This window comes from Roseovarius sp. CH_XMU1461 (genome assembly GCF_037027165.1).
Taxonomy (GTDB): Bacteria; Pseudomonadota; Alphaproteobacteria; order Rhodobacterales; family Rhodobacteraceae; genus Roseovarius; species Roseovarius nubinhibens.
In genome coordinates this window covers 486,859-511,356 of record NZ_JAYMDV010000003.1, presented here as the reverse complement: position 1 = coordinate 511,356, position 24,498 = coordinate 486,859, and the positions used below count along the sequence as shown (strand labels likewise).

21 protein-coding genes are annotated in these 24,498 nt (G+C 65.4%); 12 read left to right on the top strand and 9 right to left on the bottom strand.

Going from position 1 to position 24,498, the window contains the following annotated elements; translation table 11 throughout:
• Positions 1-87 precede the first annotated feature (87 nt).
• The gene (locus WA237_RS11640) at positions 88-1,887 is read right to left on the bottom strand and encodes a trypsin-like peptidase domain-containing protein (protein ID WP_336097828.1); all 1,800 of its coding nucleotides are present in this window, start codon (positions 1,885-1,887) and stop codon (positions 88-90) included.
• A gap of 169 nt (positions 1,888-2,056) precedes the next feature.
• On the opposite strand from WA237_RS11640, the gene WA237_RS11635 reads away from it, so the two are divergent.
• The 7 genes from WA237_RS11635 (at position 2,057) to folP (ending at position 11,032) form a co-directional block, all read left to right on the top strand.
• Positions 2,057-3,001 carry a glycine--tRNA ligase subunit alpha gene (locus tag WA237_RS11635; RefSeq protein WP_216014749.1) on the top strand — a complete coding sequence of 315 codons (945 nt, stop codon included), beginning with the start codon at positions 2,057-2,059 and terminating at the stop codon, positions 2,999-3,001.
• The gene (locus tag WA237_RS11630; protein ID WP_336097827.1) at positions 3,001-3,525 is read left to right on the top strand and encodes a DUF6446 family protein; all 525 of its coding nucleotides are present in this window, start codon (positions 3,001-3,003) and stop codon (positions 3,523-3,525) included. Before WA237_RS11635 ends, WA237_RS11630 begins: the two co-directional genes overlap by 1 nt.
• 3 nt (positions 3,526-3,528) lie before the next feature.
• On the top strand, positions 3,529-5,607 hold the full coding sequence (gene glyS / locus WA237_RS11625) for a glycine--tRNA ligase subunit beta (RefSeq protein WP_336097825.1): 2,079 nt from the start codon (positions 3,529-3,531) through the stop codon (positions 5,605-5,607).
• 94 nt (positions 5,608-5,701) lie between these two features.
• Positions 5,702-8,242, top strand: coding sequence for a putative PEP-binding protein (locus tag WA237_RS11620; protein ID WP_009813979.1), 2,541 nt, complete (start codon positions 5,702-5,704; stop codon positions 8,240-8,242).
• A 157-nt stretch (positions 8,243-8,399) separates the two neighbouring features.
• Positions 8,400-9,008 carry a cell wall hydrolase gene (locus tag WA237_RS11615; protein ID WP_050754132.1) on the top strand — a complete coding sequence of 203 codons (609 nt, stop codon included), beginning with the start codon at positions 8,400-8,402 and terminating at the stop codon, positions 9,006-9,008.
• 90 nt (positions 9,009-9,098) lie between these two features.
• Positions 9,099-10,028, top strand: a complete 930-nt coding sequence (locus tag WA237_RS11610) for a dihydroneopterin aldolase (protein WP_336097823.1) — start codon at positions 9,099-9,101, stop codon at positions 10,026-10,028.
• Positions 10,025-11,032, top strand: coding sequence for a dihydropteroate synthase (gene folP / locus WA237_RS11605; RefSeq protein WP_336097822.1), 1,008 nt, complete (start codon positions 10,025-10,027; stop codon positions 11,030-11,032). Before WA237_RS11610 ends, folP begins: the two co-directional genes overlap by 4 nt.
• Before the next feature lie 6 nt (positions 11,033-11,038).
• On the opposite strand, the gene WA237_RS11600 is transcribed toward folP, so the two are convergent.
• Positions 11,039-11,953 carry a DMT family transporter gene (locus tag WA237_RS11600; RefSeq protein ID WP_336097821.1) on the bottom strand — a complete coding sequence of 305 codons (915 nt, stop codon included), beginning with the start codon at positions 11,951-11,953 and terminating at the stop codon, positions 11,039-11,041.
• 76 nt (positions 11,954-12,029) lie between these two features.
• Complete coding sequence (ilvC, locus tag WA237_RS11595; protein WP_009813984.1) at positions 12,030-13,052, bottom strand: ketol-acid reductoisomerase; 1,023 nt, start codon at positions 13,050-13,052, stop codon at positions 12,030-12,032.
• A gap of 134 nt (positions 13,053-13,186) precedes the next feature.
• Here ilvC and WA237_RS11590 point away from each other — a divergent pair, with 134 nt between their 5' ends.
• The 3 genes from WA237_RS11590 to WA237_RS11580 all read left to right on the top strand — a co-directional run bounded on the left by WA237_RS11590 (position 13,187) and on the right by WA237_RS11580 (position 15,333).
• Positions 13,187-13,642: an Lrp/AsnC family transcriptional regulator gene (locus tag WA237_RS11590; protein ID WP_336097819.1), complete on the top strand. Its 456-nt coding sequence runs from the start codon at positions 13,187-13,189 to the stop codon at positions 13,640-13,642.
• A complete protein-coding gene (locus tag WA237_RS11585) occupies positions 13,639-14,097 on the top strand; it encodes an Lrp/AsnC family transcriptional regulator (protein WP_009813986.1) in 459 nt (152 codons plus the stop codon). The genes WA237_RS11590 and WA237_RS11585 overlap by 4 nt, the downstream gene beginning before the upstream one ends.
• 108 nt (positions 14,098-14,205) lie before the next feature.
• Positions 14,206-15,333 (top strand): aminotransferase class V-fold PLP-dependent enzyme, encoded by a 1,128-nt coding sequence (locus WA237_RS11580; RefSeq protein WP_336097817.1) that lies wholly within the window; start codon positions 14,206-14,208, stop codon positions 15,331-15,333.
• Positions 15,334-15,387: 54 nt separating this feature from the next.
• Here WA237_RS11580 and WA237_RS11575 read toward each other — a convergent pair whose 3' ends face one another.
• A complete protein-coding gene (locus WA237_RS11575) occupies positions 15,388-16,599 on the bottom strand; it encodes a UbiH/UbiF family hydroxylase (RefSeq protein ID WP_336097816.1) in 1,212 nt (403 codons plus the stop codon).
• 59 nt (positions 16,600-16,658) lie between these two features.
• Positions 16,659-17,303 carry a pyrimidine 5'-nucleotidase gene (locus WA237_RS11570; RefSeq protein ID WP_040617997.1) on the bottom strand — a complete coding sequence of 215 codons (645 nt, stop codon included), beginning with the start codon at positions 17,301-17,303 and terminating at the stop codon, positions 16,659-16,661.
• Between the two features lie 123 nt (positions 17,304-17,426).
• Between WA237_RS11570 and WA237_RS11565 the strand changes: the two genes are divergently transcribed.
• Positions 17,427-18,071 (top strand): GntR family transcriptional regulator, encoded by a 645-nt coding sequence (locus tag WA237_RS11565; RefSeq protein WP_009813990.1) that lies wholly within the window; start codon positions 17,427-17,429, stop codon positions 18,069-18,071.
• On the opposite strand, the gene WA237_RS11560 is transcribed toward WA237_RS11565, so the two are convergent.
• Positions 18,012-19,955, bottom strand: a complete 1,944-nt coding sequence (locus WA237_RS11560) for a glycosyltransferase (RefSeq protein ID WP_336097815.1) — start codon at positions 19,953-19,955, stop codon at positions 18,012-18,014. The genes WA237_RS11565 and WA237_RS11560 overlap by 60 nt on opposite strands.
• A 150-nt stretch (positions 19,956-20,105) precedes the next feature.
• The gene (carA, locus tag WA237_RS11555; protein WP_336097813.1) at positions 20,106-21,254 is read right to left on the bottom strand and encodes a glutamine-hydrolyzing carbamoyl-phosphate synthase small subunit; all 1,149 of its coding nucleotides are present in this window, start codon (positions 21,252-21,254) and stop codon (positions 20,106-20,108) included.
• A gap of 197 nt (positions 21,255-21,451) precedes the next feature.
• Here carA and WA237_RS11550 point away from each other — a divergent pair, with 197 nt between their 5' ends.
• Positions 21,452-21,910, top strand: coding sequence for a GatB/YqeY domain-containing protein (locus tag WA237_RS11550; RefSeq protein ID WP_040618000.1), 459 nt, complete (start codon positions 21,452-21,454; stop codon positions 21,908-21,910).
• 66 nt (positions 21,911-21,976) lie between these two features.
• Here WA237_RS11550 and WA237_RS11545 read toward each other — a convergent pair whose 3' ends face one another.
• Positions 21,977-22,732, bottom strand: a complete 756-nt coding sequence (locus WA237_RS11545; RefSeq protein WP_336097812.1) for a helix-turn-helix transcriptional regulator — start codon at positions 22,730-22,732, stop codon at positions 21,977-21,979.
• A gap of 379 nt (positions 22,733-23,111) precedes the next feature.
• Positions 23,112-24,398 carry a crotonyl-CoA carboxylase/reductase gene (gene ccrA, locus WA237_RS11540; protein WP_009813995.1) on the bottom strand — a complete coding sequence of 429 codons (1,287 nt, stop codon included), beginning with the start codon at positions 24,396-24,398 and terminating at the stop codon, positions 23,112-23,114.
• Positions 24,399-24,498: the final 100 nt, after the last annotated feature.

Here is a 24,498-nt window from a genome sequence, read left to right as displayed (position 1 = left end):
TGGCTGCTCTTACCCGGTCTGGCGGCGGAGGTCACGCCTTGGATCGCCTGAGAGCGGCTTGACGCCCCGGCGTGGCCCCCTCCTACGTCATTCCCAGCAGCTGACCAGCACGGTCATCCGCCCGGCGGCATCGCTCAGCGCATCGGCGGGAAGCCGGTCGAGCGTGCCCGCGGCGGCGGGGGTGATCCCGGCCTCTTGCAAGATCTTGGTCAGCGCGTCGGTATTGGCGGCAAGGCTCACCCCATCGGGGAGCACCCGGTCAGCCCCGGCCCCGGGCAGGAGCATGCCGAGCACCGCGCCGCCGGTGTCGACCACCGGCCCGCCCGCGTCACCGTCGAGCGCGTTGAGCGCCAGCCGTTTCATCCCCGCCTCGCCATTGAGGCCGCGAATATCCTCGAGCTGGCCATAGGTGAGGGTCGGCGCGCCGAGCACGCCGCCGAAGGAATAGCCGGCGACCGCGATCTCGGATTTGAGCCGGGGGGTGACGGTCTGAAACTGGGCCACGGATTGCGGCGCGAGCTGATCATTGGGGCGCAGCACGGCGATGCCGGCCGCGTCATCGCGGGCGGCGATGGTGGCGCGGTGGTCATCCTCGATGGTGACATAGCCGCAGCCCTCGAGCGCCTCGGTGGTGGTGACCACGCTGCCTGCATTGTCGACGTAAAAGCCCGAGCGGCTGCGCAGCGGTTTGCGGATTTCGAGACCGGAGATGAGATCGACGCTCTGGGCGTCGGCATCGCCTGCGCGGGCGTCGAGCACGCCGTCGATGCGCGCAAAGCTTGCCTGCATTTCCGCGAGGACGCGGGCGCGGCGTTCTTCGTCCCCGGCAGGCCAGACGAGGGTAAAGCCCTTGATCCGACCATTTTTGAGCGAGGCGACGGTGTGGGAAATCTGGGTCGCGCCCTCGCCGATCAGCTCGAAACTGTCGGATTTGCGTTCGCGCGGCCCGTCGAGCGGCACGATCTCGAGGGTCTGCATGATGTCATAGAGACCGAAGAGCGTGTCCTGATCGCCTTCTTGGCTGATGAGGAGCACCTTGGCGGGGATGTCGCCCTTGGCCTCGTAATGGGCGAAGGGCGGCTCGAGCCGGGAAAATTCCACCACGCCGAGCGGCAGTTTCATCCGGATGCCGGTGGCAGCATCATCGACCATCTCGAGCCCCATGCCCTTGAGCACGGCGTTATATTGGTCGAGCAGGTCGGCGCGCTGGGCGGTGGTGAGAATGCCGGTGGCGTCGTAATTATTGGCCTCCTGCCAGGACGCCATGGAGCGCCGGGTGCCCGCGCCAAAGGCCGCGTCGATGCGGCCATCATAGTGACCGGCCCATTGCAGGGCGACCTGCAGCGCGGCGCGTTCGTCATAGCTCAGCTCGCGTTCGCTGCGGCGGGCCTCGGCGGGGGTTTCGTCTACCGGTTCGGGCTCGGGCAGGATCGGGACCTCGGCGACGGTGGTGTCGGTCGTGCCGGTTTCTTCTGTGGCTGTCTCGGTGGTCTCAGGCGTGGTCTCGGGTGCGGTGACGGGTGCCTGGCCGAGAAGCTGGGCGAGCACGGTGCTGCCGACCGGCCAGATCTGGCGGGAATAATCCTCGCTGTCGGCGATATAGCTGTCGCGGGGGATGCGGCCTTCGGCGCGGAGCACGCGCAGCACCTGGTTGGCATCCTCGCGGCGATAGGGGCCGAGTGCCACGGCGAACCAGCCGCGGCCAAGGTCGAACCCGTTCACATCCTCAAGCTGGGCCGCGCGGCGGCGGAGTGCCTCATTGGCCTCGGCGAGGCTGGGCTGGGCTTCGATCTGGACCCAGACGAGAGCATCGTCATTCGACTGGGCCGAGGCGGTGGAAATAATAGCCGCCAGAGCGAGGACCGCCGCGAGAAAATAACGCATCATGAGAGTAAGAATTCCTTGGCCTGTCGTTTTATCGTTGGTCTGCACCCTGTTTTATCAAATCTCAGGGGGGATGCATCTAAAATTAACCTCTTTATGCTGTGCCGCTTTGGCCGATTGACCCTGTGCGGCCCTCGCCGTAGGTAGGGGGCGAATTTTCAGGGGTTTCAGCATGGCCGACGCAATCGACAAACCGCGCTCTTTCCAGGAAATCATCCTGCGGCTGCAGAGCTATTGGGCAGCCAAGGGCTGTGCCATCATGCAGCCCTATGACATGGAGGTCGGCGCGGGCACGTTTCACCCGGCGACGACGCTGCGCTCGCTCGGCTCGACGCCTTGGGCGGCGGCCTATGTCCAGCCCTCGCGCCGTCCGACCGACGGGCGCTATGGCGAGAACCCGAACCGGTTGCAGCATTACTATCAGTATCAGGTGCTCATCAAACCGAGCCCGCCCGATCTGCAGGAGCTCTATCTCGGGTCGCTCAAGGCGATTGGCATCGACGCGGCGCTGCATGACATCCGCTTTGTCGAGGACGATTGGGAGAGCCCGACGCTCGGTGCCTGGGGTCTCGGCTGGGAGGTCTGGTGCGACGGCATGGAGGTGAGCCAGTTCACCTATTTCCAGCAGGTCGGGGGCCATGATTGCCAGCCGGTCTCGGGCGAGCTGACCTATGGGCTCGAGCGGCTGGCGATGTATGTGCTCGGCATCGATCACGTGATGGACATGCCGTTCAACGATCCCGACGCGCCGATCGCGCTCAGCTATGGCGATGTGTTCCGCCAGACCGAAGAGGAATATGCGCGCTGGAATTTCGACGTGGCCAACACGCAGGTGCTGCTCAAGCATTTCGAGGAGGCCGAGGCGGAATGCGAGGCGATCCTCGCGCAGGAGGATGTGGACCCGAAGACCGGCAAGCGCATCGTCATGGCGCATCCGGCCTATGATCAATGTATCAAGGCGAGCCATATCTTTAACCTGCTCGATGCGCGCGGCGTGATTAGCGTCACCGAGCGGCAGGCCTATATCGGCCGGGTGCGGGCGCTGGCCAAGCAATGCGCCGATGCCTTTGTGCGCACCGAGGCCGGGGGGTACAAAGCCGGGGAGCACGTCGCCTGATGGGCAAGTTTCTCGCCATATTGCTGGTTGGCTGCGCGGTGATCGCGGGCGGCGGCATGTATTACCTGCAGGTCTATCATTATTATGACGAGGTCGTGTCGATCCCCGGCACCGATGTCGCGCTCACCCCGCAGGGATCGAGCGAGGCAGAGCCGGTGTCCTATGACAATTTCCAAGGCATCGACGCCGACAGCAGCCCGATCCGCTATCGCGCCTGTTTCACCACCTCGCTGAGCCATGCGACGCTCGACAAGACCTATCGTAGCTACAAGCCGGCCGAGCCGCGCGTGGCGCCGGGCTGGTTCGATTGCTTCGACGCGTCGGAGGTCGGTGAGGCGCTCGAGAGCGGCGAGGCCAAGGCCTATCTCGGCACCGAGAACGTACAATATGGCATCGACCGCGTCGTTGCCATTCATGAGGACGGGCGCGGCTTTGTCTGGCATCAGATCAACCGCTGCGGCGAGATCGTATTCGATGGCCAGCCTGCGCCCGATGACTGCCCCACACCACCCGAAGGGTACTGAGACATGCCGGATCTTCTGATCGAACTTTTCTCCGAAGAAATCCCTGCGCGGATGCAGGCCAAGGCCGCCGAGGATCTGCGCCAGCGGGTCACCGATGGGCTGGTCGAGGCCGGGCTGACCTATGCCGGGGCGGCAAGCTTTTCCACGCCGCGCCGTCTGACGCTGGCCATCGAGGGGATGCTGGCGCAGTCGCCGACGCTGCGCGAGGAACGCAAGGGGCCGCGCGTCGATGCGCCGGAGAAGGCGATCGAAGGCTTCCTGCGCGGTGCGGGGGTGAGCCGGGATGATCTCGAAGTGCGCGATGAAAAGAAGGGCCAGGTCTATTTCGCGGTGATCAGCAAGCCGGGCCGCCCGGCGGAAGAGATCGTCGCCGAGGTGCTGGAGCAGACGATCCGCAATTTCCCCTGGCCGAAATCCATGCGCTGGGGCGCGGGCAGCCTGCGCTGGGTGCGGCCGCTGCATTCGATCCTGTGCCTGATGACCAATGACGCGGGCGAGGCCCACATTGTGCCGATGGATGTCGACGGCATCACAGCGGGCGACAGCACCGAAGGCCATCGGTTCATGGCGCCGGGGCGGTTTGCCGTGTCCTCGTTCGAGGATTACGCCGCCAAGCTCAAACGCGCCTATGTGGTGCTCGACCCCGAAGAGCGGGCGCAGGCGATCTGGCAGGAGGCGAGCAATCTGGCCTTTGCCGCCGGGATGGAGCTTGTCGAGGACAAGGGCCTTCTGCGCGAGGTGGCGGGGCTTGTGGAATGGCCGGTGCCTCTCATGGGGGCGATTGACGAGGCGTTTCTCGGGCTGCCGCCCGAGGTGTTGCAGACTTCGATGAAAGAACATCAGAAGTTTTTCTCGGTGAAGAACCCCAAGACCGGGCGGATCGAGAAATTCGTGACCGTGGCCAACCGCGAGACCGCCGATCACGGCGCGACGATCCTTGCGGGCAACCAGAAGGTCCTGTCGGCGCGGCTGGCGGATGCGAAATTCTTCTGGGAGAACGACCTGCGCGAGGCGGAAGCAGGCGGCACGGCCTGGCTTGCCTCGCTCGACAATGTGACCTTTCACAACAAGCTTGGCAGCCAGGCGGCGCGGATCGACCGGATCGCGGCGCTGGCGCGCGAGATTGCCGGTGTCACCGGCGCCGATGCCGATCTGGCGGAACAGGCGGCGCGCTGGGCCAAGGCCGATCTGAGCTCGGAAATGGTCTACGAATTCCCCGAGCTGCAGGGGCTGATGGGGCGGTACTATGCCGAGAAGGCCGGGCTTCCCGCCGAGGTGGCCGGGGCCGCGCAAGAGCATTACTCGCCGCTCGGCCCGTCGGATGATGTGCCGACCGCGCCGGTGTCGGTGACCGTGGCGCTGGCCGATAAGCTCGACACGTTGACCGGGTTCTGGGCGATAGACGAGAAACCCACCGGCTCGAAAGACCCGTTCGCGCTGCGCCGTGCGGCGCTCGGGGTGATCCGGTTGGTGTTGGAGAATGGGCTGTCGCTCAACATGGATGAGGCGATTGCCAAGGGGCTTGGCCAACAGCCCGGCGCGACTGATGGCGCGGCGGCGGACCTCCTGTCCTTCATCCATGACCGCCTGAAAGTCTATCTGCGCGACGAGGGTCTGCGTCATGATGTGATCGACGCCTGCCTTGCCATGGAGGGCAATGACGATCTGGCGCTGGTGGTCAAACGGGCGCGGGCGCTGGGCGAGATGCTCGGCACCGAGGATGGCGAGAACCTGTTGCAGGGGTTCAAACGCGCCAACAACATCCTGAGCCAGGCCGAGGACAAGGACGGTGTCGAATATTCCTATGGCGCCGATGTGAAATTCGCCGAGACCGAGGAAGAGCGCGCGCTGTTCGCGGCGCTCGATGCGGCGGAGCCCAAGATCGCGGCGGCGCTCAAGGCGCAGGATTTCAACGCGGCGATGGCGGCCATGGCGGCGCTGCGCGCGCCGATTGACGCGTTTTTCGAGGCGGTGCAGGTCAACACCGACAAGGATGTGGTGCGGCGCAACCGGCTCAACCTGCTCAGCCGCATTCGCGGGCTGGTGGGATCGGTGGCCGATCTGACCCGCGTCGAGGGCTAAACGACGCAGCGCGCCCCGGCCTGTCGGGGCGCGGTTTTCCTTGCCTTGTTCGGTGCGCCCCCTATGCTGCGCGGACAGCAAAGGATGTGCCGCAATGCAGCATAATGACCCAGACATCACCCTGATCACCCCGGACGCGCCGATGGCGGCCGAGACCCATGGCGGACGGGCGAAATGCCTGCAGCGTCTGGTGCGGCTCGACCTGCCGGTGCCGACGACGGTGGCGCTGTCGTTCAAGGCAGTGCGGGCGATTGCGGCGGGGGATATCACCTGTGCCGAGGCGTTGCTCCGGCCCTTTGGGGCGCATCCGCTCCTATGTGTGCGGCCCTCGTCGGAAGATCCCGATTGGGGCGGGCCGCGCGCGGTGCTCAACATCGGGATGAATGATGCCCAGTTCGAGGCCCTGTCAGAGCGGATCGGCCGCGAGGCGGCGGCCAAGCTCTATCTGCGGTTCGTGCAGAGCTATGCGATCCATGTGGCGCGGCTCGACCCGGATGATCTCGACGATGTGAGCGACGCGCCGGTGAAAGGGCTGCAAGAGGCGCTCGATATCTATGAGGATGAGGCCGAGGAGCCGTTTCCGCAGGACCCGGCGGTGCAGCTCATCGAAGTGCTGCGGTCGATGGCGCGGGCCTGGGAAGGCACCACGGCGCGGCTCTTGCGGCAGGCCAAGGGGGCGCCGGCGGATGCCGGGCTCGGCCTTGTGGTGCAATCGATGGCGCTGGGCGTCGGGCAGGGCGAATGCGGCTCGGGGGTGATGCAGCTCGTCAACAGCGTGTCGGGCGAGCGCAAGATCACCGGCCGTTACCTGAGCCAGAGCCAGGGGCGCGATGCGCTCACCTCCGGGGCGGGGGCGATGTATCTCGAACGCGATCCGCGCGGTCCGTCGCTCGAGGAATTGGCGCCCGAGGCCTTTGCCCGGCTCAAATCCTATACCCAGCTCATGCGCGAGAAGCTGCGCGAAGAGATGCAGGCCGAGTTCACCATCGAGAATGGCGAGGTCTTTTTGCTCGACGGGGTGCGGGTGGTGCGCAATGCGCGGGCCGCCGTCGGCATCGTGGTGGCGCTGGCCGAGGACAAGATCATCAGCCGCGAAGAGGCGTTGATGCGGATCGAGCCGCGGGCGCTCAATGAATTGCTGCACCGGCAGGTCGACCCGGAGGCGCATCGCGATGTGCTGGCCAAGGGGGTGGCGGCAAGCCCAGGCGCCGCGAGCGGTGTCATCGTCTTTAGCCCCGAGGCGGCGCAGGCCCATGCGGCGCAGGGCGTGGCCTCGATCCTCGTGCGGCGCGAAACCAGCCCCGAGGACATTCGCGGCATGCATGCGGCGGCGGCGGTTCTGACCGAGCGCGGCGGCATGACCAGCCACGCGGCGGTGATCGGGCGCGGCATCGGCCTGCCCTGTGTGGTGGGGGCCTCGTCGCTGCGGTTCCAGACCACCCGCAAATTGTTGACCGCGCCGGATGGCCGGGTCTTCCGCGAGGGCGACAAGATCACCATCGACGGCACCAATGGCGAGGTTCTGGCGGGCGAGCCGGCGCTTCTTGAGGCGGGCAATCTCGACAGTCTGCGGGTGCTGATGGCCTGGGCCGATGCGGTGCGCGATATCGAGGTGCGGGCCAATGCCGACACGCCGCGCGATGCGGAGACGGCGCGCTGGTTCAATGCCGAGGGCATCGGGCTATGCCGGACGGAACATATGTTCTTTGAGGCGGATCGCCTCATCGTGATGCGCGAGATGATCTTTGCCAAGACCAGCAAGGACCGCGCCGCCGCGCTCGAGCGGCTGTTGCCGATGCAGCGGGCCGATTTCGCCGATCTCTTCCGCATCATGGAGGGCAAGCCGGTCTGTATCCGGCTGCTCGACCCGCCATTGCACGAGTTTCTGCCCACCGGGCGCAGCGGCCATCGCGAGCTGGCCGAGGCGCTCGATCTGCCGCTGTCGGATGTGACGCGGCGGGTCGAGGCGCTTGGTGAATATAACCCGATGCTGGGGATGCGGGGCGTGCGGCTCGGCATCACGGTGCCGGAGATCTACGAGATGCAGGCGCGGGCGATTTTCGAGGCGCTGCTGAGCCAGGGCGAGGGGCGTGATCCGGTGGTGCCGGAAATCATGATCCCGCTGGTGTCGGCGAGCCGCGAGGTCGATCTCGTCAAGAGCCGGATCGATGCGGTGGCGAGCGCCGTGCGCAACGAGAGTGGCCGGGAATTCACCTATCGTCTCGGCGTGATGGTCGAGACGCCGCGTGCTGCGCTGCGGGCCGGGGATATTGCGCCCAAGGTGGCCTTCTTGAGCTTTGGCACGAACGATTTGACCCAGATGACCTATGGGCTGTCGCGCGACGATGCGGGGCGGTTCATGTCGGATTATGTGCAGCAGGGCGTCTATCCCGAAGACCCGTTCCATTCGCTCGATGTCTACGGGGTGGGCGAGCTGCTCAGCCTCGGGGCGGCGCGGGCACGGGAGACCAATCCGAACCTCGTTTTGTCGATCTGTGGCGAGCATGGCGGCAACCCCGAATCGATTGCCTTCTGTCGGGCGGCCGGATTTGACTATGTTTCCTGCTCTCCCTTCCGGGTTCCGGTGGCGAGACTCGCCGCGGCGCAGCTCGCCATCAAGGACAAGATCGGGTAGGTTCCGCCTTAATTACACACTGTATCTAGTGGTATCGCGCGGGTTTTCGCCCTTGCGACATTCCGCCCCCTGCCACATGGGTGGACGAATCTTGCCACATTGATTAAACGCCCCGGATCGCCGAAGGCCGTGCCCGTGTCGGGCTAGGAGGACCGGAATGCTGATGAGAGTTATGACGATACTGCTTTTGCTGGCGGGGCAGGCACATGCCGAGTCGACCGCCGCCGAGCTGATCGGGCAGGAAAAACGCGCCCTGCAGAATATGAAAGAGGACCGTCTGGCCTCGCTTCTCAAACCCGGTGCGGGCAAGTTTGCCTATTCGCGCCAATGGGTCGATGCCCAGAAAGCCGTGAAGGGCGATGCCGAATGGCGCTGCCTCTCCGAGGCGCTCTATTTCGAGGCACGGGGCGAGAGCGTGAAGGGCCAGTTCGCCGTCGGCGAAGTGATCCTCAACCGGGTGGACAACCCGAATTATCCCAACACCGTCTGTGGCGTCATCAATCAGGGCACGGGGCGCAAATACGCCTGTCAGTTCACCTATACCTGTGACGGCCATAAGGAAGTGATCGGCGAGCCGCGCGCCTTTGAGCGGGTCGGCAAGATCGCCAAGCTGCTGATCAGCGGCGCGCCGCGTCAGCTCACCGATGGGGCGACCCATTACCACACCCGCGCGGTCAACCCGCGTTGGGCGCGGATTTTCCCGCGCACCGCCACCATCGGCGTGCATCATTTCTATCGGCAGCCCACGCGCCTGTCGCAGAACTGACCCTCTGCGTCGTCAATCCCGTTTGTTGAGCAGCGCGGCCCGTGCTAAGGCGCGGGTCTGTTACCACGAGCCGCAGGGGCGAGACACGCGATGAGCAACGACACCAGCCTGGCATTCGATCATCCCGAAGCGCGGGCCAAGGCCATGGCCGGCGATGCGCCGCTGGATCGCATTTCGGTGCGCGACCATGTGGTCGAGGTCGAGATCGGCGCCTTTCAGGCGGAGCGCGGTCTGACCCAGCGCGTGTCGTTCAACGTGGTGGTCGAGGTCCGGCCCGTCGATGCCGAGCTCGACGATGATGTGGATCGTATCCTCTCCTATGACCGGGTGACCGAGGCGATTGCCGGGGCGCTCGCCGAAGAGCGGCTCAACCTTCTCGAAACCCTGGCCGAACGTGTCGCTGAGCGTATCCTTGGCGAGCCGCAGGCGATGCGGGTCTTTGTGCGGATCGAAAAGCTCGACCGGGGGCCCGGGGCGCTTGGCGTCGAGATCGTCCGCGCGGTGGATGAGCATCACGCCCGTCCCGCCACGCCGCAGACCGACAGCACGCCGCATCCGCATGTGGTCTTTCTCAGCAATGACGCGATCACCTCGGCCAATCTGGGCCGTTGGCTCGATCAGCTCGAGGCGCGGGCCGAGCCGGTGATCCTCTGTGTCGGGCGGGCGGCTGCGCAGCCGCCGCAGACCGGCCATAAGATGACCCAGCGGCGGGTCGATCTGCTGGCCATTGAGCAAAATGCCTGGTGCCTGGGCGGGCGCGATGATCGCTGTGTCGTTGTGGCGACGCGGACCGAGCTCGACTGGGCGATGAAGAACGGTCAGATCAGCGTCTGGGCGCCGTCGAAGATCGTGCTCGACGCGGTCGATGGGCCGCGCGTCGGGCCGGAGGATCCGGTGGCGCTGGCGGCGTGGTTCGCGGGCCATATGGAGGCCTCGGATCTGATGGTGATCGGGGCCGAGCCGCCGCGCGCGGCGCCGGTGGACATCATCGTGCAGGATATTACAGAATCCGGGCTATGAGCGTCTATTACCGTCCCATTCTTCGCCATGATCCGATCCGGCCCGAGGGCGCGCTGACGCTCGGCGGGGGGTGGTGCTGGTTCGATAGGGTCGAGCTGCTTGAACGCGGCGGGCCGGGGCGGGTTGTCCCCGCCTCCGAGCTGCCCGAGGAGATGCGCGCGCGGCTCTGTGCGCCGCGCCCGGCGATTGCGGGGCTGAGGTTTGACGCGCCGCGGCTGATGGGCATTCTCAACGTGACGCCCGACAGTTTTTCCGATGGCGGGCTGCATTTCGACCCGCGCGATGCGCTGGCGCACGCGCGGCGGATGCGCGACGAGGGGGCCGAGATCATCGACATCGGCGGCGAGAGCACCCGGCCCGGTGCCAGCGAAGTGCCGGTGGCGGAAGAGATTCTACGCACCGCGCCGGTGATCGCGGCCATTCGGGCCGAGATGGACCTGCCCATTTCGATCGACACGCGCAAGGCCCCGGTGGCCGAGGCCGCCCATGCGGCGGGGGCCGATCTGGTCAATGACGTGGCGGGGTTCACCTTTGATCCGGCGCTCGCGCCCTATTGTGGGGCGGCGGGGCTGCCGGTCTGTGTGATGCATGCGCAGGGCACACCGGATATCATGCAAAAAGACCCGCGCTATGATGATGTGGCGCTCGATGTCTATGAATATCTGGCGGAACGGATTGCCGCGCTCGAGGCGGCGGGGGTGCCGCGGGCGGCGATCCTCACCGATCCGGGCATCGGGTTTGGCAAGACGCAGGCGCATAACCTGACGCTGTTGCGCAACCTGTCGCTGTTTCACGGGCTTGGCTGTGCCATACTTCTCGGCGTGTCGCGCAAGCGGTTCATCGGCGAGATTGGCGGCACTGGCGAGGGCGCGGAGCGGATGCCGGGATCGGTCGCCGTGGCGCTGGCCGGGGTGGCGCAGGGCGTGCAGGTCTTGCGGGTGCATGACGTCGGCGCCCATCGCGCGGCGCTGGCGCTGTGGCGGGCCTCTACCGGGATGGGGTGAGGGCGCTCAGCCCTTGAGAAAGAGCCGCTTGAGCGCGCCGAGCTGGCTCAGCGCGACGCCGCCGAGGATGAGCGGCAGGGCGAGCGCCATGCCGTCGGGCAGGTCTTCGCCGAGGATCACCACGCCCAGCCCCACCGACCAGAGCGGCACCTGATAATTCACCAGGCTCATGAACACCGGCCCTGCGTCGCGGATCACCTGCACCGCGAGCAATTGCGCCAGCCCGGTGGGCAGGAGCCCGAGGTAGAGCAGCGCCACGAGGCTCGGCAGGGGGATGCTGTCGGGCAGGTCTTCCATAGAGAGGGCGTAGGGCACGAAGAGCACCGCCGCGAGGGTCAGCGCGGCGGCGGCGAGACCGATCATGTCGGCGGGCGGGCAGAGCCGGGTGACGATGGCCCCGATCCCGTAGCAGCAGGCGGCGGTGACACAGGCGAGACGGGCGAGGCTCTCCATATCGCTGCCGGTGGAGCGAAAGGCGTCGGGCCCGATCAGCACCGCCACCCCGAGCGTGCCGATGCCAAAGCCGATGAGGCGGCGCAGATGCATGGTTTCGCCCGGGACCAGAAGGTGCGCGAGCGGCAGGATGAAGAGCGGCACGGTGGCGGTGAACACCCCGGCAAAGCCCGAGGCGACATGGGTCTGGGACCAGGTGAGCAGGGTGAAGGGCAGGGCGTTGGAAAACAGCGCAATGGCCAGCGCCGCGCCCCAGATGCGACCGGCGTTGGGGCCGCGCAGCGACGGCAGGCCGGTGCCGCGCAGATAGGCGAGCCCCAGCAGGAAGCTCGCCCCGAGGCTCAGCCGGACGGCGACCACGGTCAGCGGGCCGACGCCCTTGAGCGCCACCGAGGCCGCGAGAAAGGCGCCGCCCCAGATCAGCCCGAGAAAGGCGAGTTTCAACCAGTTGATCGGATGCACCACCATGGGCCTGCTTTCGTGAGAAAATGCGAAGGGGCGCCCATAGCGGACGCCCCTTGCCTGTCCGTCTGATCAGAGGCGATCAGTTCTTTTCTTTGTCGACCATCTTGCCGGCCGAGATCCACGGCATCATGCCGCGCAGCTTGGCGCCGGTTTCTTCGATCAGGTGCTCGTCATTGGCACGACGCGACGCCTTGATCGTGGGCTGACCGACGGCATTTTCCAGCATGAAGTCGCGCACGAACTTGCCTTGCTGGATGTCGGAGAGAACTTCTTTCATCCGGGCTTTGGTTTCGTCGTATTTCAGGATGCGCGGACCGGTGACATACTGGCCGTATTCCGCGGTGTTCGAGATCGAGTAATCCATGTTGGCGATGCCGCCTTCATAGATCAGGTCGACGATCAGCTTCACTTCGTGGAGGCATTCGAAATAGGCCATTTCCGGCGCGTAGCCAGCCTCGACCAGGGTCTCGAAACCGCAGCGGATCAGCTCGACCAGACCGCCGCAGAGCACGGCCTGTTCGCCGAAGAGGTCGGTTTCGCATTCTTCGCGGAAGTTGGTCTCGATGATGCCCGAGCGGCCGCCACCGATGGCCGAGCAATAGGACAGGCCGATTTCCAGCGCCTTGCCGGAGGAGTCGCGGTCAACCGCCACGAGGCAGGGCACGCCGCCGCCTTTGGTGTATTCGCCGCGCACGGTGTGACCGGGGCCTTTGGGGGCCATCATGATCACGTCGATGCCTTCTTTGGGCTCGATCAGGCCGAAATGCACGTTGAGGCCGTGGGCGAAGGCGATGGCCGAGCCGGGACGGATGTTGTCATGCACGTATTTCTTGTAGGTCTCGGCCTGCAGTTCGTCGGGCATGGTGAACATCATCAGGTCGCACCATTCGGCGGCTTCGGCGATGCCCATGACCTTGAGGCCTTCGCCTTCGGCCTTCTTGGCGCTGGGCGAGCCTTCGCGGAGTGCGACGACGAGGTTCTTGGCACCCGAATCGCGCAGGTTCAGCGCATGGGCGTGGCCTTGGGAGCCATAGCCCAGGATGGCCACTTTCTTGTCCTTGATCAGGTTGATGTCGCAGTCACGGTCATAATACACGCGCATTTTGTCGTCCTTTCGGCATGTGATGTCTTTGCAGGCACTCTAGGCGGACCCCGGTGAGAGAGTTTTCATTAATCATTGGAAAACCCGTCTGGGTGAGATAATTATTCGCGATACGTGAAATTGGCGGAAAATTCATGCTAGACGACATCGACCGGCGGCTCTTGCGCCAATATCAGCACGCGCCCGATCTCAGCCCGGCGGAGCTGGCCGAGCGGGCGGGGGTGACGCCGGCCACCTGTGCGCGGCGGCTCGACCGGATGCGCGAGCAGGGGATCATCCGCGCGATGCGGGCGGTGATCGACTGGCGGGCGCTCGGCTATGAGGTCGAGGTGAGCCTCAGGGTGGCGCTCGACAAGACGCAGCCGCGCGCCTTTGAGGACTTCACCGACGCGGCGCGGCAGGTGCCCGAGGTGGTGGAAATCCAGACCTTTCTTGGCCGGGTCGACCTGCGCCTGTCGGTGATCGCCCGCGACATGGCGCATTATCAGCAGATCTATCGCAGCGCGATCCTGCCCCTGCCGCATATGGCGGATGTCGAGGCGCTCATGCATGTGGCGCGGATCAAATCCGACGAGGTGCTGCCGGTATGATCGAGCTCGACACGATGGATCGCGCCATTCTGCGGGCGCTGGTCGCCGATGCCACCCAAAGCGCCAGCGCGCTTGGCCGCAAGCTCGGCCTGTCGCAGCCCGCCACCTGGCGGCGCATCCGGCGGCTCGAAGAGGCGGGGGTGATCACCGGGCGGCGGCTCGAGCTTGATGCGGAAAAGCTCGGCTTTGGGGTGACGGTGTTTCTGGGCGTCAAGCTCGCCACCAAGGGGCGGGTCAGCCTTGAGGATTTCGAGCGCGCCATCAGCGCCATCCCCGAGGTGCAGACCGTCGAGCATATCCTTGGGGTCTTTGACTACCGGCTGCGGGTGGTGGCGCGTGATATCACCGATTTCGAGCGTATCCTGCGGCGGCGGATCATGATGTTGCCGGGGGTGGGCGATGTGGAGGCCAATGTCCTGTTGAGCGAGGAACGCCGCCCCGGACCTATCGGATAAGGCGCTGCGCGGGCCTTGGTGACGAAAACGGGGCGGGCGGTGACGGGAATGGGATGCATGGTTTGGCGCGGCCTGCTATGCGGGGAGAAACGCAACAGGAGACAGCCGATGACCGCCCTTCTTGATAATGTCGATCCCGATGGCCTTTTGGAATTTTCCGTGGTGTTCACGGACCGCTCGCTCAACCATATGTCGGCGGCGTTCCAGCAGGTGATGCGCGACATCTCGGGGATGCTCAAGGATGTGTATAACGCCGATGCGGTGGCGCTTGTCCCCGGTGGCGGCAGCTATGGCATGGAGGCGGTGGCGCGGCAGTTCGGCCATGACGCCCATGCGCTCATCGTGCGCAACGGCTGGTTCTCCTATCGCTGGAGCCAGATTTTCGAAGCGGGCGATTTCGCCGCCAAGACCACCGTCTGCATGGCGCGGCAAGCGGGCAATGACGTGACCGCCCCCTTTGCGCCCGCGCCCATCGACGAGGTGGTGTCGAAGATCCGCGCCGAAAAGCCCGATGTGGTCTTTGCGCCCCATGTGGAGACCTCGGCCGGTCTCATCCTGCCCGAGGAGTATGTCACGGCGCTGGCGGAGGCTGCGCATGAGGTCGGCGCGCTCATGGTGCTCGATTGTATCGCCAGCGGCTGCGCCTGGATCGACATGAAGAAGACCGGGGTCGATGTGCTCATCTCGGCGCCGCAAAAGGGCTGGTCGGCCTCGCCTTCGGCGGGTCTGGTGATGATGTCCGAGCGTGCGCTCGAACGGCTCGAGAGCAGCAGTTCCGACAGTTTCGCCATCGATCTCAAGAAATGGCACGCGATCATGCAGGCCTATGAGAACGGCGGTCATGCCTATCACGCGACCATGCCGACCGATGCGCTGCGCGCCTTCCGCGACACGATGGTCGAGACCCGCGACTATGGCTTTGAACGGCTGCGCGAGGCGCAATGGGCGCTGGGCGACGGGGTGCGCAAGATGCTCGCCGAAAAGGGCATCAAATCGGTGGCGGCCGAGGGGTTTGGCGCGCCGGGCGTGGTGGTGAGCTATACCAGCGATCCCGAGATCCAGAACGGCAAGAAATTCGCCGCCGAAGGCATGCAGATTGCCGCCGGTGTGCCGCTCGCCTGTGACGAGCCGGAGGGGTTCCGCACCTTCCGTCTGGGGCTCTTTGGTCTCGACAAGCTCTATGATGTGCCCGCCACGCTGGGTCGGTTGAAAACGGTGCTCGACAAAGTGCTGTAAGAGCTTCGGGGCGCCAGATCGGCGCCCCGTTTCATTTGCACCCATGTGCTTGGCCTAGCCGCGCATCCCCAGCCCCATCTGCATCAGCATCCGCCGCACCGGCGTCATGGCATAGAGCGCATCGAGCGTCGCGGCGCGCATGTCGCGCAGCGGCTGGGCATGGAGCCGCGAGGCGCGGTTCAGGAGGTTGATCCCGGTCACCCGCGTCATGATCTCGCCATGGCGGGCGGCGTGATAGGCGTCGAGCATTTCGCGGTCACCGAGCGCCTCGGGACGCGCCAGCGCCAGATCGCGCAGGCAGGCGAGATCGGCCAGCGACATGTTGAGCCCCTGCGCGCCGATGGGCGGCAGCACATGGGCGGCCTCGGCCACCAGCGCCAGCCGCTCTCCCGAGAGCCGGGTGGCGGTCTGGCTGATGATCGGCCAGAGGCTGCGGCGCGAGGCGAGGCGGAGCGGACCGAAGAGGGCGCAGGAGCGGTCGGTCATGGCCGCCTCGAACTCGGCCTCGGGCAGGGCGGCGAGGCGGGCCGCCTCGGGGCCGTCCTCCATCCAGACCACGGCGGACGACGGCTGACCCTCGCGGTCGGGCAGCGGCACGAGGGTGAAGGGCCCGCCCGAACGGTGGATTTCCGTCGAGACATTTTCATGCGGGATCGGGTGGGTGACGGCGAAAGCCAGCGCCTTTTGCCCGCTGCGGGTGGTTTTCACCGCGATGCCGGCGGCCTCGCGCATCGGCGAGTTGCGGCCATCGGCGGCAATCACCAGCCGCGTGCGGACACGCGCGCCATCACTCAGCGTGACGCGGGCCTCGGCCTCGCGGGTAAAGAGAGCCGCGGTGCCGGTGCCGGGGCGGAAATCGACATTGGGCAGCTCGGCCAGATGGGCCACCAGCTCGCGCCGCAGGAGCCAGTTGGGCAGGTTCCAGCCAAAGGGCGCGTCGGAAATATCGGCGGCGTCGAAATCGCGGATGGTGCGCGGTTCGGGCTCGGGGCCGCCGGCATCGACGATGCGCATGATCTGCAGCGGCGCGGCATGGGGCGCGAACCGGGTCCAGAGACCCGCCTCGTCGAGCAGCTTTTGGGCGGGTTGCAGGAAGGCGGTCGAGCGCAGATCAGAGCCGGGGCGGTCGGCCTCGGTCACCGGCGGGGCGGGATCGACGCAGAGGACAGAGAACCCGGCCGCGCCAAACAGCGCCGCCGCGGTGAGCCCGGCCACGCCGCCGCCCGAGACGAGGATGTCACACTCTTGCAGCGCAGGTTTTGTCATCTCGGGCTCCTCTCTTGGCTCTGAGTGAGCTAGCGCAGGGCGGGGCGGCTGACCAGTGTTCAGACGAGCTGCGACAGAAAGCCGCCGAGATCGTCGGTATGGTGATGGATATGCGGCGCGGGGGCGGGATCGGGCGCGACATGGACGGTGCGCAGCCCCATCGCATGGGGAATGGCGAGATTGCGCGGGTCGTCCTCGAACATGGCGGCGCGGGCGCGGTCGAGCCCGTCGGCGGCAAACACCGCCTCAAAGGCGTCCTCGCGCGGTTTCGGCGCATAGCCCGCGTGTTCGATCCCATAAACTGCATCGAAAAGGCCCGAGAGGCCGCGCGCCTCGATCACCCGGACGGCATAGGGGGCGGTGCCATTAGTGTAGACGACGCGGCGGCCGGGCAGCGCCCGGATCGCATCGCGCAGCGCCGGGTCGGGGCTCAGCACGTCAAAGCTGATGTCATGCACATCGAGCAAAAAGGGATCGGGGTCGAGATCATGTTCGGCCATCAGCCCGGCCAGCGTGGTGCCGTGATCGCGCCAGTAGATCTTGCGCAGATGGTCGGCCTCGGCGCGGCTCACGCCGAGCGCTTCCATCACGAAACGGGTCATCCGCGTCTCGATCTGGGGAAAGAGCTGCATCTGCGGCGGGTAGAGCGTGTTGTCGAGGTCGAAGACCCAAGCAGACACATGTGCGAATCGATCTCGTGGCATGACAAGGGTTTTACGCCGCCCAAGTGTCGCAGCAAAGTGGATAACTGGCGGGTTGTCGCTTGCTTGCAGGGGTTCGGGACGGGTAGTGTCGCGGGATAGTTGCAGAAATCAGGACCGCGCCCCATGAAACCCGTTCAGAAAGACGCCTACACGCTCATCTTGGAGGCGATCGATATGGGCATCTACCGGCCCGGGGACCGCCTCGTCGAGAGCGATCTGGCCGAGCGGTTCGGCGTGTCGCGTACACCCATCCGCGAGGCGTTGCAGCGGCTCGAGACGCAGAGCCTCTTGGCGCGGGATGGGCGCAGTCTCATCGTGGCCTCGCTCGATCACAATCAGCTGGCCGAGCTCTATGTGGTGCGGGCCGAGCTCGAAGGGCTGGCGGCGGGGCTGGCGGCGCGCCATGCCACCGACGAAGAGGTGCGGGTGCTGCGCGACATGGTCGAGCAGGATCGCGGGCTCATCGGCAATCCGGCGGCGATGGCACGGGCCAACCGGCGGTTTCACAAGCAGATCCATCTCGCCTCGCACAACCGGTTTTTGGTGCAGCAGCTCGACCTCGTGCATCGCTCGATGGCGCTGATGGCCACCACCTCGCTGGCGGCCAAGGGCCGTGACGAGGTGGCCTTGGCCGAGCATGACGAGATCGTGTCGGGCATCGAGGCGCGCAACCCGGAGGCGGCGGGCGCGGCGCTCAAGACCCATATCTCAAAGGCGTTTGTGACGCGCCTCAAACTGGATTCCGGTGAGGTTGACAGCACCCTTTGATCCCAGGGCGGGCCCGGCGGGGCCGAATTCCGTCAGCCCATGTTGGGTCTTGTCCCAGTAGAAGGGTTTGAACACCATTTCATAGAGCGCCTTGTAGGCGGCGATCGTGCCCAGCGGCGTGTAGAAATGCATGAGCGGGGTCCACGGGGTCAGGTGCCGGTGGAAGGACCCCGAGACGGCGCTCGTGTAGATCAGGATGCTGATCACCTCGACGGCAAAGAACAGTTTTCCCAGGGCCACCAATATCTCGCGCGGCAGATGCGCCTCGATGGGATGTGGCAAGCCGAACAGCACCAGCCAGAAGGTCCACAGGAAAGGCGCCAGCAGGAATTGCGACAGGGCGGTGAGGAAATGGGCCTGAAACCCCCAGAATTTCCGTGGCCCCAATTGCTGATGCAAGAGGCGCGGCCGCCGCATATGGACGAGATAGGTGGTCATATAGCCCTTGAGCCAGCGCGACCGTTGCTTCACCCAAGGCCAGAGGCGGAAATTGGCCTCTTCGCCGGTGACCGTGCTGATCATCTCGGTGCGATAGCCATGACGGGCCAGACGAAAGCCGAGATCGGCATCCTCGGTCACGTTATGCGCGTCCCAGCCGCCCAGCTCTTCGAGCGCGTCCCGGCGGAAATAGAGCGTGGTGCCGCCCAGCGGGATCGCCAGCCCGAGCCGCGTCAGCCCCGGCAGCATGACCCGGAACCAGGTGGCATATTCGATGGTGAAACAGCGCGAGAGCCAGTTTTGCTTGGGGTTGTAATAGTCGAGGATGCCCTGCAGGCAGGCCACCTCTGGCGGTGCGGTCTGAAAGCGGCGCGCGACCATGGTGATCTGATCGGGGTCGGGCGCATCCTCGGCGTCGAAAATCCCGATGATATCGCCGTGGCAGAAATCGAGGGCATAGTTCATCGCGCGCGGCTTGGTCCGGGGCTGACCGTCGGGGACGATCACCGCGCGCATCCAGGGCGGCAGGTCGATCTCGGCGAGGGTCTTGCGGGTGGTGTCGTCCTCTTCCTCGAGGATCAGGATCACTTCGAGCAGGCTCTTGGGGTAGGTGAGGCGGCTCAGCCGGGTGACCAGCGCATGGGCAATCTCGGTCTCGCGAAAGAGCGGCACCAGCACCGAGACCTTGGGCAGGCGTGTCGCCGCGCCGGGCGGCGGCAGGGCGAGCCGCGCGGGCGGGCGGGTCATATGCGCCACGAAGGCCGCGATCCGCAGCGTTGCGGCCACGATAAGCGTGAACGCGGCCCAGCCTACGAAGAGCGCCAGAACCGGGGTCGGAAAGGCGATGGTCAAGAGCAGGATCGCGAGCAGAACACTGACCACGCTGACCAGCCTGCGGGTCGGGTCGGCGGACCAGCTGCGGCAGCTTTCCATTTCGGGGACGCGGGCGCGGGCGAGATCGGTCAGGGTGGCGCGATGCTCGCGTGCCACGGCCTCCTGTATCGCCGGTTCGGGGGCCATGGCCGGCGGCAAGGCGAGCAGGCTGGCGGGGAGTTTGCCGGTGAGCCGCGCGCCCAGAGCGGGCGAGCCCATGGCGAGGCAGGTGTCGCCCCTCGGGCCGATCACCGGGGCCACCCGGTATTTCAACAGTAGCCTGGGGTCGACACCATGGTCCATCGGCGCGCCCTGCAAAGGCTGTGACGGATCGAGCGGCACCGTCCCCGAAAGACGGGCATGGGTCGAGAGGATATCGTCCTTGGTGACCAGGCCTTCGGCCTGCAGAATATGTTCGAGCGAGCTGTCGCAATGATCCTCGACCAGCTGGGCGAGATAGGCGTCATTCTGCGAGATCAGCCCTGCCTCGACCATGGCCGCGATATGGGGCGGTAAGCGCCGCCGGGACGTGCCAGCCTTCCCCTTGATCGAACGTAGTTCAGAAACGCCCATGTTGGTCCTCCTGCCAATGAAGGCAGGCCGAGTATGCGAGGGCAGTATTAATAGACGGTAAATAAGGTATTAACCGTATTTGAAAAGGGAAACGGGCCGGTCCGTGAGGACCAGCCCGTTCCGTAAATCTCAGGTTTTCAACCCTTTGGCTCAGCCCGCCATGGAGGCGGCGAAGCGTTCAAAGAGGTAGAAACTGTCCTGCGGGCCGGGGCTCGCTTCGGGGTGGTGCTGAACCGAAAACACTGGCCGGTCTTCCATCCGGATGCCACAGTTTGACCCGTCAAAGAGCGAGATATGGGTCTCGATCACGCCCTTGGGCAGGGTCTGGCTGTCGACGGCAAAGCCGTGGTTCATCGAGGTGATCTCGACCTTGCCGGTCTCGTTGTCCTTGACCGGGTGGTTGGCGCCGTGGTGGCCGTGGTTCATCTTGATCGTCTTGGCACCGAGCGCCAGGGCGAGCATCTGGTGACCGAGGCAGATGCCGAACATCGGCTTGCCGGCTTCGAGCACGCCTTTGATCATCGGCACCGCATAGGCGCCGGTGGCGGCCGGGTCGCCGGGGCCGTTCGACAGGAAGACGCCGTCGGGCTCATGCGCCAGCACCTCGGCGGCGGTGGCGGTGGCGGGCAGCACGGTCACATCGCAGCCCGCCGAGGCGAGGCAGCGCAGGATGTTGCGTTTGGCGCCGAAATCGATGGCCACGACCTTGTGCTTGGGTGCGGTCTGACGCGGGTAGCCATCGGGCCAGGCCCAGCGCATTTCATCCCAGCGGTAGCTCTGGCTGGAGGTCACGTCGAGCGCCAGATCGAGCCCTTCGAGGCCGGGGAAAGCGCGGGCCTGTTCAACCAGCGCATCGGTGTCGAAATTGCCGTCGGGATCATGGGCGAGCGCCACATGCGGTGCGCCCTGCTGGCGGATGGCGCGGGTGAGGCGACGGGTGTCGAGCCCACCGATGGCGATGCGGCCCCGCTTGGCCAGCCAGTCCGAGAGCGTCTCGGTGGCGCGCCAGTTCGACGGCTGGGTCGGGTCCCATTTCACCACCATGCCGGCGGCGACCGGATCGGCGGTTTCGTCATCCTCGGGATTGACGCCGGTGTTGCCGATATGGGGGAAGGTGAAGGTCACGATCTGCCCGGCATAAGAGGGATCGGTCATGATCTCCTGATAGCCGGTCATCGCGGTGTTGAAGCAAAGCTCGGCCGTGGTCACGCCGGTGGCGCCAAAACCGTAGCCGTAGAAAATCGACCCGTCTGCGAGGGCCAGGCAGGCCGTCGGACGGGGCTGGGACGAGGAGGCCATGCGCGCATTCTCCGGGCGTAAACAGGGTGAAAATCGGGATGTACCTAAGGGGCTGTGCCGCAAGGGTCAAGGGCCAAAGACCATTGGCGCGGAGCATTGCACTGCCGAAGCAAGCGGCGCATCTGGCCCCTGTTGCCATGGGCACGGGTTATGCGATAGGGGTGTTGTCTTGCGACAGAACCAAGGATGACCATGTCATGACTTTGCGTGAACGTGTGAACGCGGCCTTGAAACAGGCGATGAAGGACAAGGCGGGTGCCCGTCTGGCGACCCTGCGCCTGATCAATGCGGCGATCAAGGATCAGGATATCGCGGCCCGTAGCGGCGATAATCAGGAAGGCGTCGGTGAGGCCGAAATCCTTGCGATCCTTGGGAAAATGGCCAAGCAGCGCCAAGAAAGCGTGCGCGCCTATGAAGAGGGCGGGCGGCTCGATCTGGCCGAGCGCGAGCGCGAAGAGATTGCCATCATCGCCGAGTTCCTGCCCAAGCAGCTCGACGAGGCGGAGGTTGAGGCCGCGATCGAGGCGGCGATTGCCGAGACCGGCGCAAGCTCGATCCGGGACATGGGCAAGATCATGGGCGCGCTCAAGGCGAAATACACCGGCCAGATGGATTTTGGCGCGGTGGGCCCGGTGATCAAGGCGCGGCTGAGCTGATCCGCGCCTAACCCCTTAAAAATTGACGTGGCAAGCCAGAGCTTAGGCCAGAGACTAGGCCAGAGACTAGGCCAGGGGGATCATCCCCATGGCAATGGCGCGGGCCACGGCATGCGGCGTGTTGACCGCCCCGAGCTTGTGCCGGGCGGTTTCGATATAGCTGCGCAACGTATGTTCCGAGATGGCCAGTTTCGTGGCGATCTGGCCGCGGCTGTCACCGCGCGCCAGAAGCGTAATAACGTCGGTTTCCCGGGGGCTTAGCCGTGGCGCGGGTGGTGTCGCGGCGGCACTGTCGGGGTCTTCGCCGAGGCCGGCATCCAGCTGGCTCATGATCTTGTGATGGAGCGCGTGGGCCGCGAGAATCAGCGCGAAGCGATTGGCGCGGGTGAGGTCCGTCCAGGTGGCATCGTCGCGATCCGCGGTGATCGACAGCAGCGTGAGCTGACCGTTGGGGCCATGGGCGGGGATGGTGAAGCCCTGCGGCCCGATCCCATGCGCCACGGCGTCGGCGCGCAGGGCGCGGGCGGCGGGGCTTTGCCAGTCGAGAGGCCGCCAATCGAAGGGGGTGACCCGCCGTTGCGCTTCGGCGCGGACCGGGTCGATGCGGTGATAGCCCTGCTGCGCATAGCGGGCGGTCCAGCCGGGGGGGAGGGTGTGCCAGTTCTGAGAGCGGTCTGGCCCGGTGGAGGAGCAAAACAGGATTTGGTCGACCTTCAGCGCCCGGCGCAGCGCCTCAACCGTCGCCTGCAGGCTGGACAGGCCTGCCTCGGTGTCGAGGCGCGACAGGATCGTGGTCAACCGCTCCGTTGCCAGCTTTTTCATGCGCCACTCGTCCTTGCCCAAGGGATGCCAGCTCGGCCAGTGCGATCATCTGCGCCTCGCCCAAGTGATCTGCCAGGGTTTGCAACCTGTTGGCTTGGGCGAAGCTGCGCATGTCGGCGAGCACATCCAGTATCCATTCACTTCGCATAACCAACCTCTTTTGCCCGTGTTAAAACATGGTTAATTCAACCTTAGCATGTGGAGGTTTTTGCCCGTTACCCACCGAATCCAGCCCGGTCAAAATAGCGGGGCGGGGGGCGAAAACCGGGCGTTTGGCGCGACGCAACAGACCACGAAAAACCGCGCCGTTCGGGGGAACGGCGCGGGTCGGTAACCTGTCGGTATTGCGTCGGTAAGACGACTGTGGCTAAAATCGCCCTTAGCCGCGGGCCTTGAGCACCTCTTCGACGGTCTTGAGACCGGTCTTGGGGGCCTGAACCAGAACCGACATATTGCCCGGCTTATGCTCGTTGCGGCGCATCTTGACATGGGCCGCGGGAATTTCATCCCAGGTGAAGCATTCGGACATGCAGGGGTCGAGACGGCCTTCGATCATCAGCTGGTTGGCGGAGGCCGCCTGTTTGAGATGGGCGAAGTGGCTGCCCTGGATGCGCTTCTGGTGCATCCAGACATAGCGCGCGTCCATGGTCAGGTTATAGCCGGTGGTCCCGGCACAGATCACCACCATGCCGCCGCGTTTCACCACGAAGGTCGAGACCGGGAAGGTCGCCTGACCGGGGTGTTCGAAGACCATGTCGACATTGACGCCCTTGCCGGTGATGTCCCAGATTGCCTTGCCGAATTTGCGGACCTCTTTGAACCACGCGTCATATTCCGGCGTGTTCACCTCGGGGAGCTGGCCCCAGCAGTCGAAATCCTTGCGGTTGAGCACACCCTTGGCACCGAGGCCCATGACGAAATCGCGCTTGTCCTCTTCCGAGATCACACCGATCGCATTGGCACCGGCGGCGGTGGCGAGCTGGATCGCGTAGGAGCCGAGACCGCCCGAGGCGCCCCAGACCAGCACGTTCTGGCCCGGTTTGATCTCATGCGGGTGGTGACCGAAAAGCATCCGGTAGGCGGTGGCGAGGGTCAGCGTGTAGCAGGCCGATTCTTCCCAGGTCAGGTGCTTGGGGCGCGGCATGAGCTGCTGGGCCTGAACGCAGGTGAACTGGGCGAAGGAGCCATCGGGGGTCTCATAGCCCCAGATGCGCTGGGTCGGGGACATCATCGGGTCGCCGCCGTTGCATTCCTCGTCATTGCCGTCGTCCTGGTTGCAGTGGATCACCACCTCGTCGCCGACTTTCCAGCGGGTGACCTTGGAGCCCACGGCCCAGACCACGCCCGAGGCGTCGGAGCCTGCGATGTGGTACTCGGCCTTGTGCACGTCGAAGGGCGAGATCGGGATGCCGAGACCGGCCCAGACGCCGTTGTAGTTGACGCCAGCCGCCATGACGAGAACGAGCACTTCATTGTCGTCGGGCTTGGGGCAATCCACCACTTCGAGCTGCATCGCCTTGTCTGGCTCGCCGTGACGTTCGCGGCGGATGGCCCAAGCGTACATTTTCGCGGGCACATAGCCGAGGGGCGGCAGTTCGCCGACCTCGTAGAGATCTTTCTCGGGTGCGTCATAGGGGGCGATGCCGCCGTTTGTGTCCAAAGCCATGGGAGCCTCCTTTGGAAGTCAGGTTATGCCGCAACGCAGAATCGCGGCTTTGGCCCATGGATAAAATCGCATGAGTAATAATGCAATCCTATTTTGCCGA